The 12,993-nt window shown below is 63.7% G+C and carries 15 protein-coding genes; 1 reads left to right on the forward strand and 14 read right to left on the reverse strand.

What is annotated here, in order from left to right; all coding sequences use genetic code 11:
• Positions 1 to 75: 75 nt before the first annotated feature.
• Positions 76 to 516 (forward strand): Flp family type IVb pilin, encoded by a 441-nt coding sequence (locus tag D4766_RS13680; protein ID WP_162935591.1) that lies wholly within the window; start codon positions 76 to 78, stop codon positions 514 to 516.
• Positions 517 to 632: 116 nt separating this feature from the next.
• Here the strand turns inward: D4766_RS13680 and D4766_RS02395 are convergent, their stop codons facing one another.
• From D4766_RS02395 to cpaB, 14 genes are all read right to left on the reverse strand, one after another.
• Positions 633 to 914 carry a hypothetical protein gene (locus D4766_RS02395; RefSeq protein WP_120716007.1) on the reverse strand — a complete coding sequence of 94 codons (282 nt, stop codon included), beginning with the start codon at positions 912 to 914 and terminating at the stop codon, positions 633 to 635.
• Positions 915 to 1,015: 101 nt separating this feature from the next.
• A complete protein-coding gene (locus tag D4766_RS02400; RefSeq protein WP_120716008.1) occupies positions 1,016 to 1,615 on the reverse strand; it encodes a M23 family metallopeptidase in 600 nt (199 codons plus the stop codon).
• On the reverse strand, positions 1,612 to 2,085 hold the full coding sequence (locus D4766_RS02405) for an A24 family peptidase (protein WP_120716009.1): 474 nt from the start codon (positions 2,083 to 2,085) through the stop codon (positions 1,612 to 1,614). The genes D4766_RS02400 and D4766_RS02405 overlap by 4 nt, the downstream gene beginning before the upstream one ends.
• Positions 2,086 to 2,087: 2 nt before the next feature.
• Positions 2,088 to 2,825 carry a hypothetical protein gene (locus D4766_RS02410; protein WP_162935628.1) on the reverse strand — a complete coding sequence of 246 codons (738 nt, stop codon included), beginning with the start codon at positions 2,823 to 2,825 and terminating at the stop codon, positions 2,088 to 2,090.
• 23 nt (positions 2,826 to 2,848) lie between these two features.
• Positions 2,849 to 3,826, reverse strand: coding sequence for a type II secretion system F family protein (locus tag D4766_RS02415; protein WP_120716011.1), 978 nt, complete (start codon positions 3,824 to 3,826; stop codon positions 2,849 to 2,851).
• A 1-nt stretch (position 3,827) separates the two neighbouring features.
• A complete protein-coding gene (locus D4766_RS02420; RefSeq protein WP_120716012.1) occupies positions 3,828 to 4,829 on the reverse strand; it encodes a type II secretion system F family protein in 1,002 nt (333 codons plus the stop codon).
• Between the two features lies 1 nt (position 4,830).
• A complete protein-coding gene (locus D4766_RS02425; RefSeq protein ID WP_120718009.1) occupies positions 4,831 to 6,135 on the reverse strand; it encodes a TadA family conjugal transfer-associated ATPase in 1,305 nt (434 codons plus the stop codon).
• Between the two features lie 61 nt (positions 6,136 to 6,196).
• The gene (locus D4766_RS02430) at positions 6,197 to 7,387 is read right to left on the reverse strand and encodes a CpaE/TadZ family protein (protein ID WP_120716013.1); all 1,191 of its coding nucleotides are present in this window, start codon (positions 7,385 to 7,387) and stop codon (positions 6,197 to 6,199) included.
• 12 nt (positions 7,388 to 7,399) lie between these two features.
• Positions 7,400 to 8,059, reverse strand: a complete 660-nt coding sequence (locus tag D4766_RS02435; RefSeq protein ID WP_162935629.1) for a TadE/TadG family type IV pilus assembly protein — start codon at positions 8,057 to 8,059, stop codon at positions 7,400 to 7,402.
• Complete coding sequence (locus tag D4766_RS02440; RefSeq protein ID WP_120716015.1) at positions 8,056 to 8,613, reverse strand: TadE/TadG family type IV pilus assembly protein; 558 nt, start codon at positions 8,611 to 8,613, stop codon at positions 8,056 to 8,058. Before D4766_RS02440 ends, D4766_RS02435 begins: the two co-directional genes overlap by 4 nt.
• Positions 8,610 to 10,238, reverse strand: coding sequence for a TadE/TadG family type IV pilus assembly protein (locus tag D4766_RS02445; RefSeq protein WP_120716016.1), 1,629 nt, complete (start codon positions 10,236 to 10,238; stop codon positions 8,610 to 8,612). The genes D4766_RS02440 and D4766_RS02445 overlap by 4 nt, the downstream gene beginning before the upstream one ends.
• An 18-nt stretch (positions 10,239 to 10,256) precedes the next feature.
• The gene (locus tag D4766_RS02450; RefSeq protein ID WP_120716017.1) at positions 10,257 to 10,550 is read right to left on the reverse strand and encodes a hypothetical protein; all 294 of its coding nucleotides are present in this window, start codon (positions 10,548 to 10,550) and stop codon (positions 10,257 to 10,259) included.
• Positions 10,540 to 11,994 (reverse strand): type II and III secretion system protein family protein, encoded by a 1,455-nt coding sequence (locus tag D4766_RS02455; RefSeq protein WP_120716018.1) that lies wholly within the window; start codon positions 11,992 to 11,994, stop codon positions 10,540 to 10,542. The genes D4766_RS02450 and D4766_RS02455 overlap by 11 nt, the downstream gene beginning before the upstream one ends.
• The gene (cpaB, locus tag D4766_RS02460) at positions 11,994 to 12,968 is read right to left on the reverse strand and encodes a Flp pilus assembly protein CpaB (protein WP_120716019.1); all 975 of its coding nucleotides are present in this window, start codon (positions 12,966 to 12,968) and stop codon (positions 11,994 to 11,996) included. Before cpaB ends, D4766_RS02455 begins: the two co-directional genes overlap by 1 nt.
• Positions 12,969 to 12,993: the final 25 nt, after the last annotated feature.

A 12,993-nucleotide genomic window follows, 5' to 3' on the forward strand; every position in this document is an offset into this window, starting at 1 on the left:
CGCGCGCAAAGTGTATTTTGCACGGCGAATAAGCACCCGGGTCGCTTTCCACGGGGTTCGACCAGGGGCAGGCGCATGATTATTCGATTTCTTCGCGATGAAACAGGCACGTCAGCGGCCGAGTATGCGCTGATCCTTGCGGTCGTCGGTGTCGGCATGGGTGCCGCGTCGTTGGCACTCGGAACAAACGTGACCGCAGCGGTGGAACGTCAGGCTTCTTCGATTACCGATGGAGCTCCCGGAACCGACCCGTGGGGTGCCGATACCGGGGGTCTCGTGCTCGTTGCAAACAACGGCAATGGCAGTTCCGGCGGCGGTGGGTCGAATACCGGCGGCGGCACCACTACGGGCGGCGGTACCACTACGGGCGGCGGTGCGACAACCGGTGGTGGCACGACAACCGGCGGTGGCACGACAACCGGCGGGGGCACAACTACGGGCGGCGGCAACGCAAACGGAAACGGGAATACGAAACCTGGCGGCGGGCCTGCGACCTGCAAGGGTTCGAAATGCTGATGACGAACCGGTTGGTTCGACTTCAGCAAAATCGAGACCATACCTTAAACTGGATCGCGCACCGCTTGTTCAGCCGGGCTGGCCTCGTCAAAGCTGGCTGAAAATTGCGTTCGCCGTCACGGTTCGGCACGCAGCTCCCGCTGCCCGATCGCCGATAAGGCAGGCTTTGCGAGCCTGCGCTGCACAGCTTTCGCCGCGACAAGGGGCACAACGACCGAGGCAGCGATCCCCAACAGCGAACTGATCCCCAGCCAGATGGCCATAGCAGTCCCGCCGGCCTGGTACATTCCGTATAGCACGGGCACCGCAAGCACGAGCCCGCGCACTTCGTTCAGCACGAGAGCAACCGCTCCCAATTTCAGGAATACGCCGAGGAGTGATGAGATCGTCCCTAACATGGGCCGACATATGACCGAACTGGCTTGAAATTCGGTTAAGCCGAGCGTCGTTAAATTATCGAGGCTGCAGTAGGGGAAGCGAATGCCTTCCGCTCGGGAGCTTACCTCGCCGCAAGCGGATCGACGGGCCTTCCCGACTGGCGGACTTCATAATGGAGATGGGGCCCGGTCGAACGGCCGGTCGAGCCGACGAGACCCAACAATTGTCCACGCTCGACCCGCTGCCCAGGACTGACCATCAGACGAGACAGATGGGCAAACCGGGTCTGAACGCCGTTTCCGTGCTCGACGGTAACGAGCAGCCCGTATCCCCCGTTCCAGTTGGCGAAGGACACAATCCCGGCAGCCGGTGCCGCGACCGGCGAACCGGCGGCAGCTGCAAGGTCGATCCCACTGTGCATGCGCCGTCCGCCGAGCACGGGATGCGATCGCATCCCGAAGCGGCTCGTCAACGATCTTGCCGCTACCGGAAGACCACGAGGCGTATCCATCGCCGAAGGCAAGCTGCTCGCGCCGTTTGCAATGGTCTTCGGGCGCTCGGGAAGGATTATGGGCGCTCCCAGCCCGTCGCCTGCGCGGCTAACCGTAATCGTTGCCGTCCTGTCGATGGGCTCAATCCCGACCGTTACGGTGTCCGCCCACGCCGGCGACGCGCCGATCAGCGCTAACGTCCCGACGGCAAGAGCGCGCTCGCGCATCATGCCAGCGCAACCGCGATCAGCCCGCCGACCCCGATTGCGACACCGTACGGCAGCTTGTCGAAATCGCTTACCGCTTGGTCCTTTTTCCGAATCCGGCCCCGCCGCATCACTAGGAATAGCGCGAGGAGGACCAGGCCCGCCAATGCCACCGAGACCAGCAGGTAGAGACCCGCCTGGATTGGCAGCCAGGCCGCCAGTCCGGCATAGAACTTCGCGTCACCTGCGCCGACCACCCCGAGTGCGGTCAAGGCCATTCCCACGACGAGCGCGACGACGAAATGCGCCGCGGCCCAGCCGAGCGCCACAGCCCCCGCAGTCAAAAACACGGCAACAAGGCCGGCGGCTAGCGTAGCAGCCGACGTCCAGTTGCGGATGCGTCGCTGCCTGATGTCGGTCCAACCGGCAACTGCAACGAGGGCCGCCAAAATCATCATGGCGATGATCGAAACTGGTGTAGCGGGTTCGAGCATCGCTAGTTGCGCGAACCCGCATTGAGGTCGATGCGAATGGGATATTGCGTCTTTTTCGCGATCGCGCCGTCAACAAGACCGAATCTAATCACAGAGTTGGGCCTGCCTCCCCCGACCTCTATGACAGCCTGGCGGCGAATGATTGTGTCGCCTTTCGGAGCGGCACTCGCGCCGCCTCTGATCGCGACCTCGCGATCCGATATCCGACGAACGCGGGACCCGCCGGTTTGGACCGTCACTCCGCCGCCGAGCGCCTGCACTTTGGGCTCGTCGATCTCGACCAGAGCAACTGCGACTGGTGCGGGTGCTTCGACATGGACCGGTTGCGAAAAGCTCGCGACCGCGAGCGCCGTTTCATTCGCACGCACTACTGGATTGCTGGAATAGAACAGCGCGAGATTACCGCGATAGCGATCTTCGTTTGGCGCAAGCATGACGGCGGTCTGGAAAAACCGCTCGGTCAGGTCCGTGCGCCCGGTTCGGCTGTAAGCCACCGCCAATCCGTTGTAAGCTGCCGCCGCTTGCTCTGGATAGAGCTTGGCCAGCATGAAAGCCTCGATCGCTTCCACCGTGTGCCCCTTGGCGAGGGCGGCACGGCCCAGTTCGAGCTGCTGCGTACCGAAGTCGTCGGAGAGCCGTTCAGTCAGCGATGCGGTCGATGTAATCGAATGGCTACCCATGCCGAGCGCCTTGCAGCCGCCGAGGGCAGGCACGATTGCGAGCACGAGCGCGGCACGCATGGCACTTTGCCTGAGCATGATTTTCAGCCCCCCACCATTAGCGGAAAGATCTTGCGGATCATGAGAATCGCCGCAGGCAGCATGAGCGTGCCGATCATCGTCGGCAGCATGCACGCCACCAGGGGGATCGAGATCAGCACCGGCAACCGGTGTGCCTTTTCCTCCGCCCGCATCTGTCGCCGCTCCCGCATTTCGGCAGCGTATACGCGCAACGTCGTCGCGATGCTCGTGCCGAGCTTGTCCGACTGGATTATCAAAGTGCAGAACGAGCGGATTTCGTCTACGCCCGAAGTCTCTGCCATTTTGCGAAACGCCTCGTCGCGCGAGGAACCCGCGCGAAGCTGGAGGGTCGTAATCGAAAGCAATTGCGCCACCAGCGGATGCGAGGTCACCATTTCCCGCCCGACGCGATCCATTGCGGCCTCCAGACCGAGCCCGGACTCCACGCACACGAGCAGGAGATCGAGGCAGTCGGGGAAACCGTTTATGATTTCTTCCCGGCGCCTGTCCGCTTTGGCTCGAACATACAGATTGGGCAGATAAAGGCCGATCAGAGCCAGGATCGAACCGACGATGTACACCTTCAGAAACGAAGGTGGCTCCGGGCTCGAGAACGCGAGCAGGACATAACCCAAGGGCAGCACGAAGATGAGAGCCAGGCGGATCATCGTGTATACGCGCGGGGCCGAAGGCGAGGTGTAGCCTGCGCTGCGCAGCAGGTGGGTCAGGCGCTCGCTTTTAGTGTCGGTCAGGTTGAGACCGGCCTTTTCCACGAATTCGGCCATCTTCGCCCAAGCAGTGGCGGTTTCTCTGGACCGAAGGCTTTCACCGTGAGTGATAGCGATCGTATCCATCGCTTCGAGCTTGGTCAGCTGCGTACGCAGCGCAACCCGACGATTGGCGGCGGCAAGCGCCAACAAGGCGATCGCCGCGACGAACGCGAAGATGACCAGCAGGACGAGGATCCTGAAGGTGCTGTTCTGGGCCGCGAGTTCGATCATGTCAGACCTTGATGTCCACGAGTTTGCGGATCCAGAAGACCCCGATGAAATACCATAGAATGAGCCCCGGAAACCCGACGACGAAGATGATGTCGCGCGACACGTCGGTGTAGAAACCCGGGTTGATCAGGAACATGCTGACGAACGTAATCAACGGCAGCACCGTGAGGATCCAGCCGGTCATGCGTCCTTCCGAACTCAGCGCACGAACTTTCAGGAACAGGCTTGCTCGAGCGCGGATGACCCCGGAAAGGTTCTCGAGAATTTCGGCGAGATTGCCCCCGGTCTCGGCCTGAACCGCGAGCGAAACCACGAACATGCGAATGTCTTCCATGTCCCACCGATCGGCCATCGCATCGAGCGTATCGGTCAATTCCGCCCCGTACGCGATTTCGTCCCCGACGATTCCGAACTCGCTGCCGATCGGATCTTCCATCTCGTTGGTCAGCAGGTTGATCGCGCCGGCCACGGGGTGACCCGAGCGCAGGGCTCGCACGAAGATGTCGAGCGCCACCGGGAACTGCTGTTCCATTTTCTTGCGGCGCCGCTGGGCGATGATGTTGATGACGACGACGGGAATTCCGATGGCCACGCTGGCCGCAAGCGCCATCGCGAGGATCACCACCCCGGGCGCGATCGCCACGCCGTAGATGGACATGATTAGCAGCAAGCCAATGGTCAGAATGACCATGGCGAGCCCCATCCAGAAGAGCAGCTGCCCGATCGTGAAGTTCACCGCAGACGCGAACAAGGCCGACTGGAGCGAACGGAGTATCCCGCCCACGATCAAAGGATACTCCGAGAAGTCCCGCGGAGCGTTCTTGCGTAGTTGAGCCGCGACCGTCGCCCTGTCCGACCCTTGCCTGATCAGTTCGAGCCGGCGGTTGACCGCCGCGAAACGTGCCCGGTTTCGCCAGGCACCCCCGAGCACGACCTGGCTCAGGAGGAAGACGGACCCGAAGATCGCCAACAGCGCTACAAGACGAACGATGAGATCGGTCATCTCAGTCGAACTTCAGTTCGGGTCGAAAGAGTTCGGACGGCAGGTCGATACCGGCCGCCGAGGCTTCCGCGAGCATCTTGGGCCGGATGCCGGTCGCTTCGAAATGACCGATCACTTCGCCTTGCTCGCCGCGCCCCGTCGTCTTGAAGCGGAAGATTTCCTGCATTGTGATCGTCTTGCTTTCCATACCGGTCACTTCGGCAAGGCTCACGACCTTGCGCTTTCCGTCGGCAAGGCGCGCCACCTGGACAACGACGTCGATGGCAGACGCAATCTGAGCGCGGGCGGATTCGGGCGATACTTCGATCCCGCTCATGCCGATCATCTGTTCGATCCGGCTAAGCGCATCGCGCGGCGTGTTCGCGTGGACCGTGGTCATCGAACCATCGTGGCCGGTGTTCATCGCCTGCAGCATGTCGAACGCCTCGCCGGCGCGGACCTCGCCCACGATTATGCGGTCGGGTCGCATGCGCAGTGCATTCTTGACGAGATCGCGCTGCGAAACCTCGCCGCGCCCTTCGATGTTTGCGGGTCGTGTCTCGAGCCGGGCGACGTGTTCCTGCTGGAGCTGCAGCTCCGCCGAATCCTCGATCGTGACGATCCGTTCGCGATGATCGATGAACGACGACATGGCGTTTAGCAGGGTCGTCTTGCCCGAGCCCGTACCGCCGGAGATGAGCACGTTGCGGCGCGACCGCACCATGGCATTGATGACCTGCGCCATCGCATCGGGAACGCTGCCGTACTCGATCAGCTTGTCCATCCCGATCCGCTTCTTGGCGAACTTGCGGATCGACAGGAGCGATCCGTCGATTGCGAGCGGGGCGATGATCGCGTTGACGCGCGAACCGTCAGCCAGGCGTGCGTCGACGAACGGAGAGGATTCGTCGATCCGCCGCCCCACCGCGCTTACGATCTTCTGGATGATCCGGATCAGATGCCTCTCGTCCTGAAAACGAGTGGCGACGCGTTCGAGCAGACCGTTACGCTCAACGAACACCGTCTTGTACCCGTTGACCAGGATATCCGTAATCGATTCGTCCTGCAGCAACGGTTCCAAAGGACCCAGGCCGAGCAATTCGTCGAGCACCTCGACGACAAGCTCCTGCCGCTCCTGCGTGTTCAGCAACTCGCTTCGTTCTTTGAGCAATTCGCTGACGATATCGGATATTTCGGACTGGATTTGAGCCCGAGGCAATTGGTCGAGCGCAGCCAGATTGATCTTTTCGAGCAAGGCCCGATGGATCGAAACCTTCAGGAACAAGCGGGAATCGGTCGGGGCTGGCGACTGGACCGGCGCGACCATCGGCACGGACTCATCGGACTCCGCCGTTTGCGCGGGCCTCTTCAGTGACCAGATATCCATCTCAGTGAGCCCCCACAGCTTCGACCAGATGCTCGGCCAGTTTGTCGACATCCCGTGCGAAGCGCGCCTTCGCCGAAAGGTCTCCGACCAGTTTCCCCTGATCCTGGGCCTCGCCCAATAATCCGGGCTCTGCGGCGAGTGTCGCCACGACTTTTCCCCCCAAGGCGTTAGCGATGTGGTCGCTGCTAATCGAACCGAACAGCTTGCGCTCCATCCGGTTCAGGACGACGTCGATGCGCGAGCGAGGAATGTCGACTTCATTGAAAAGGCGCAGCCGACGGTTCGCCTGACGGACGCTCGAGATCGCTGTGTCGCTCACCATTACCAAACGGTCGGAAGCGCGTGCGATTGCGATCGTCCAGCTACTCCAGACGGGCGGCAGATCAACCAGTACGAAGTCGTAGAGCGAGCGGGTCAGGCGAAGCAGTTCGATCACTTGCCCGGGATCGACCGTGTCCATCGGCTTGATGGCTTCCGGTGCCGAGATGAAGCCCAGTCCGGCACGAGCATCGGTAACCGTGCTGCGAACCAGTTCGAGGTCCATGCGCGAACCGGCTTCGAGAAGGGAGTCCACAGACGCTTTGGAGGTGACGCCCAGGTACGACGCGATATCGCCGCCCTGCAGGTCAAGGTCGAGCAGGCAAACGCCGCGCGAACCGTGGAAACGGTTCGCAAGCGCCCCGCCCAAGTGCGAAAGAACCGTTGTCGCACCGCTACCGCCGGTTGCTCCGATAATCGACACCATCGGCGCAAGCTCGCGAGGCCGAACATCAACCGTGCGCCGCGATAATGCGTCGAGAATCTGGGTCGAAAGCACGCTGGGGACGAAGGGCAGTTCGGCCACGTCGGCGACGCCTTGGCGGATCAGCGTACGGACCAGCGAAACGCTCGCGTCTCGCAGCGCAACGATGATCGAAAGGTCCGGATAGTCGATGCGTGCGCTGGCCAATCTCTGAAGCGAGGCATCGTCGGTCTGGTCTACCTCGAGAACCAATACGCCGGCGTCGCGGAGGCGGTTCGCAGGGAGAGGAGCCGTAGGGTCCAAAGGTACGAACGCCGCCCCGTCGCAGCCATCCAGCACCCCGCCCCTGATCGTGGACAGGTGGTGTTCGCTCGCCACGATCATCGCCGCGTCCGATGATTGCGGGCTCAAACCATCTCGAAGATTGAAGGGGACGTTGTAATTGCTCATAAATTTTTCCGGTCAATAGGAGACCTGGCCGTCTCCGTCTTCGAGGGTCTGCGAATAGCTGAAACCCGGCAACGGAATGCTTCCGCCCAAAAGAAACAGTGCCCGCATCCTGGCTCGATCGACCGCCACCGTGACGACCGGAGCTGCATCGGCAAGCGCGTTCCCGTCATCGTCCTCGGAAGGGTCGTCTGCGTATCCGATACCGGAACCGCTGTAGGTAATCGTCACCTCGTCATCGCCGATCGACGGATCGACGACGCGCATGCGGCTGACGATGCGATCGAACGCGGCCGCATTGCCCTGCTCGTTTCCGCAGCTCACGTTCGTACCGCTCTTCGCACAGATGAGTGTCGGTACGGCTTCCTTGCAGATGGGATCGCCCGGCTTGATCACCGTCGTGTCGCCTGTCGGCGTTCCATCATCGTTGTAGGTGGGGCACTCGACCGGGGTCGCCGTGTAGTTGGCCGTATTCAGACTACTCGCCACGACGTTCGTTACGACGGCCGTTCGCGTGCCCATTTGCACCGCTTTCTCCAGGCGGTTCACCGACCAGAGGTAGCGCCCGCCGTCGATCACGCCGAAAAACAGCAGCAAGGCGGCCGGCAGGACGAGCGCAAACTCCGCCGCGCCCGCAGCCTTCTCGTCGCGAAGGAAGTGCGCGTATCCCGTCACAGCCCGATACCCGGAGAGTTCGACGAGGCGGACAGCGTCAAGCCGCCTTGGCCGCTGTTTGAGATTCCCGACATGACGCTGCCGAGCGCATTGAACATCCATGGGTAGGTGACGTTGGTCGCGCTGACCACGATGACCGGGCCGCGGACGTCATCCCCGGAATCGTAGGCCGCAGCATACTCTGTATAGAGGCCGGTATTGACGAACTGGTCGTTGTCGCAATTCGGATTGACCACCACCTGCGCATCGGTCCAGCCAGGCACCTTCGGATTGGCGGAAGGATTGACCACTTGGCCCGTCCGGGTCAGCCGCTTGATCCGCGCGATTGCCTCGGTCGAGAGAACCTGGGCGGTGCCATCGCACACTTCGTCGATCGGCAGCCGCGCCCCATAGCGCGCGCCGTCGCGGACGGCTTCGGCCAGTTTATGCTGGGTCCACACGAAGTGCCCAGCTTCCATTCCTCCGAACAGCAGGATCAGCATCAACGGCACCACGAGCGCGAATTCCGTGGCGGCCGAGCCCTTGTCCGAACGGATGGCATGCCCGATCGTCATCGGATCAGCACGGCCTTGCGCCGCGAAAGCTTCTGGAAGGCGGAACGGTCGCCAGCCAAGCGCGCGGGACCCTTGATCTCGGTGAAAAATTCGCGCTCGCTGCCCGTGTCTTCGACCGTCTTGACAAGGAACAGATCGACCCATTTCACGATGTACGGCTTGCTATGACCGCTTAAGGCCCTGTCGGGTTCATCGGCGGTGCGGCTGCAGTCGACCGCGGCCACTGTCAGGATCCGGCGATCCTTCTGGTCGCTGGTCGGCGCGATGCCCGTGCCGTTGACCGGTCTGGGAAACGAGCAGTACTTCTTGCCGGTCGATGCGGAGGTGAACATCTTGTCCGCCAGCAGCGTTGCGGGGTTGGTCATTTCCCACTTGTAGACTTCGTACCGGGTGACGCGGCCGTTACCGTCGTAATCGGGCACGTCCGCCAGCGAATAGCCGGAGTGTGTCGCGGGTATCCAGCTGCTCGAGTTCCAGTCGTTGTTGTTGTTGCCGACAACATTGCAAGCACCGGTCTTGAAGCAGTTGTCCTTCGGATATCCCTGATCGGGCACGTCGGACGGCGGGGTGACAAATTCCTGGGTCGGACCTTGCCCCTGCCCCTGCCCCTGTCCCTGGCCGCCCGGCCGGTTGCAGTTGTTGTTCGTCTCGACCATCACGCTCTTGCGGGTGTTGGTCGATGGACAAAAGTCCCCGGTCGTCGCGTTGCACGAGTTCTTCGGCGGCGGATAGAAGTCCAGCCGGGAGTTGAGCGCGGCACCCTGCGGCGTGCGATAACCCGGCAGCGTTGCCGGAGGTTCGCCGAAGCATTTCAAAAAGTCCGAGTTCAGACCCAGTGTACGGTTCTTGTCGGATTCCGAAATGCCAGGAAACTCGATTTCGAGGAACCCGAAGTTGCCCGGGGCCCAGATGGTCTCGTCCGACTCAGTCCCCTCTTTCTTGCACGCGGGGCTGTTCGAGTTCGGCGGACAATCGGGGTTCGAGCCGCCATTCGACTTGAAGTGCAGCATCAGCCCCTTGCCGACGTCGTCCTCGGTCGGAAAGGCGCTATCGACGGTTCCGTCGGGCTTTTTCGGCTGACAGAACATCATCGGCGGCGCGTTGCAGGTCGCCTCGAGCAGCTTGGCCGCCGCGCGGCCGCGGGCGATGCCCCCGTTGAATGCCGCCATGACCGGCGTGAGTGCGTAGCGGACGCCGCGGTCTTCCACCGTCACGAGCACCACCCGGGCATCGCCGTCACCGCTTGCCGCGGGTCCGAACTGGTCGCCGGAGTAACTCTGAAAGAACTCGTACCCGTCGTCTTCGGAATCGGGCGCTTCGGGGTCGCCGAGCACAGTGATCGTGCGGCCGTCGCCGTCGTTGGCGAAGCGGGTCTGGTTGCCGAGCGCGTTGTTCGCAGCGGTGATCGCATTGGCGCGCGAACCTGCGCTGCCGTCGAGTTGGGTCGCCGCGGCCAGCGCAGCCTGATCGGCGGCATTCTGCAGCTCGGTATCGAGGCCCATCATCCGGCCGTAGTCGAAGGCCACCCCGGCCATGACGACGAGCGGCAGGATCGCGATCGCGTAGAGCGAAGAGATCGCGCCGCTTTCGTCGTTGCGAAAGAACCCTCCGAGCTTACCGTGCATCGCCTTTCACCTTGTCCGTCACTGCGGTCCGCCGCCGCCACCGCCCTGGGTCTGCGTGCTCGACGTGCGGACGGGCCGCTTGACCTTGTCGGTGCGATAGCGTTCGGCCGCCTGGCCCGAGTGTTCGCCGCTCGTCGGCGGGTTTATATCCTCGTAATACGGATCGGGATCGACCACCTGCGCGGCGAACGTCACGCGGTTCGCGTCGCCCAGCCGCGAGGCGCCGGCCTGCTGCAGGGCGGACGTCTCGCACCCGGCCAGCGCGGGAAGCACCAGCGCGGCGAGCGCGAAGCGGCGCGGATCAATAGTCATATCCGTCTCCGTTGGTTCGGGCGTTGGCCGGCAGTTCGGCCGGGGTGGCGGCGGCCTGCGGCGACACTGTGCCGAGCGGCATCGCGCCGGGCTGCGGCGGCAGCGGCACGCGCACATATCCGTCGCCGCCGGTCAGCACGTCGACCGCCCTGGGATCGGCGATGCCGTCGGTCGGCAGCCGCACCTGGCTTGGCCGCAGCGGAGCGACGAGGCGCGGGGTGACCACGATCATCAGTTCGGTCTCGCCCTTCTGGAAGCTCGTGGAGCGGAACAGAGCGCCGAGGATCGGAATGCTTCCGAGCAACGGCACCTGGCGAACCGAGTTCTGGGAGTCGCTGCGGATCAGGCCCGCAATCGCGAAGCTTTCGCCGTCGCGCAGTTCCACCGTCGTGCTCGCGCGCCGGGTTTGCAGGCCCGGCACGACGAGGCCGTTGACGGTGACCGACGCGCTGGGATCGATCGAGCTCACCTCGGGCTCGACGATCAGGCTGATGACCTTGTCGCCGAGGACCGTGGGGGTGAAGCCGAGGCTGACGCCGAACGGCTTGAATTCGACCGTGATGGCGTTGCCTGCGCCGGCCGCCCCGGTGCTGCCGCCCTGCGCCACGGGGATCGGAAATTCGCCGCCGGCCAGGAACGAAGCACGCTCGCCCGACAGGGCCACCAGCGTCGGGTTGGCCAGCGTCTTGGCCATCCCCTTGTTCTCCAGCGCGTTCAACGTCGCGTTGATGCCAAGGGTGCCGATGTTGAACGAGGTCCCCAGGATGCCGAACGAATCGACGATCGCGCCGAGGGTGGGCGGGCCCGCCCCCTGCAGGCCCGCCCCATCGCCGAGCACCCCACCGAAACGGTTGCCGTTGAGGGAAAAGTCCACGCCCAGGCGCTCGCCGACCTGACGGTTCACCTCGGCGAAGCGGACTTCCAGCATGACCTGCTGGCTGCCGCCCACGGTGATGAGGTTGATCACGTTCTCGCCGGCATACGCCTTGGCGAGCTGCGCCGCGCGGTTGGCCGCGCCGGGATCGTTGACCATGCCGGTCAGGAGCAGCTTGCCGGCCGAAATGCGCGCCTCGATCGGCTGGCCGGGCACGAGGTCGCCGAGCTGGGCCTTGAGCCCGTCGACATCGGGGCCGACCTCCACGTCCATCACCGCGATCACGCGGTTGGCGCGGTCGTACAGCGTCAGGCTGGTGGTGCCGAACGCCTTGCCCAGCACATAGACCGATCGTTCGGAGATCGGGACGACATCGGCCACTTCGGCATTGCCGACCATGGCGCGCGCGATCGCGCGGTCGGCGGAGACGACCTGGCTTTTGTTGACCGGCACCTCCACGGTGCCGGCGTGGACGCCGTACTCCTGCGCGGCCACGGGGGCGGCGATGCCGGCCCCGGTTGCAGCGAGCGGAAGGGCGATGGCCGCGATGGCGGTGCGAAAGCGGTTCATCAGCGGCCTCCCAACGTGCCGACCTGGTAGTTGGTGGGTTCCGTCCCGCGGACCACGGTCATCGCCGGGCCGGCATAGGCCGGCGCGATCGCTACGTTGGCAGGCGGTGAAACGGATACGAGCGTGGGCGCGGGCGCGGGGCGCGGAGCGGGCTGCCCGCCGCCACCCCCACCACCACCACCGCTACCGCCACCGCTATTCTTACGGCCGATCACGAGGCGCGGGAGGCCGAGCTGGCGGCTGGTGACGGTGCGGGCGAGGCGCTGTTCGGCGTCGATCTCGCCGTCGACGAGGACGGCATCCTCGACCTTGCGCAGGGTCAGCTGCAGCGTGCCCATGCGGTTGGCGATCGCGAGGCGCGAGGCATCCTGCGGTGTCACCGCCAGCGTGACGGTGCGGCTGGGCTTCGGCTCGCCATCCTTGTCGTTGGCGCTCTGGTCGACCGCGAGCACCTGTGCGCTTTCGAGGATGACGTCGGCGCGCTGGTCGTTCTGGTCGGAACCGTCGCCTTCGATCTGGCGCAGCAGCAGCACGTCCACCGTCATGCCCGGCAGCACGAACCCGGCGACGCCGTTGATGTTGTTTACCGGCATCGACACGGCGCGGAAGCCGTCGGGCAGCAGCGCGGCGAGCGTGGCACGGCCATCGCTGCCGCTGACCTTGCTGGCCAGGATCGGTTCGCCGGGGACGAGCGGACGAAGCGCCACGCGCCCGTCCCTCAGCACGTCCGGAATAGACGTGAAGGCCCCTTCGGGAACCGAAGAGACCGGGAAATTCTGGAGGCGCACATTCTGTTCGGTGAGCGCCGTACCGAATTCGAGAGGTTGGGTCGCAACGACGATGCGGACCATCTTCTGCTGCTGGGCGATCGCGGCCTGTTTCTCCTCGACCCCGGAGAAATAGGCATTGGCCAGGACAACGGCGATCAGGCCGATGACGATGGCGGCGCCGACGATAATGACGTTGCGGTTCACATCTGCCCCCTCAAGCAGGAAAAGA

Origin of the sequence: Tsuneonella amylolytica (genome assembly GCF_003626915.1) — a bacterium.
In the GTDB taxonomy this organism is placed as follows: Bacteria; Pseudomonadota; Alphaproteobacteria; order Sphingomonadales; family Sphingomonadaceae; genus Tsuneonella; species Tsuneonella amylolytica.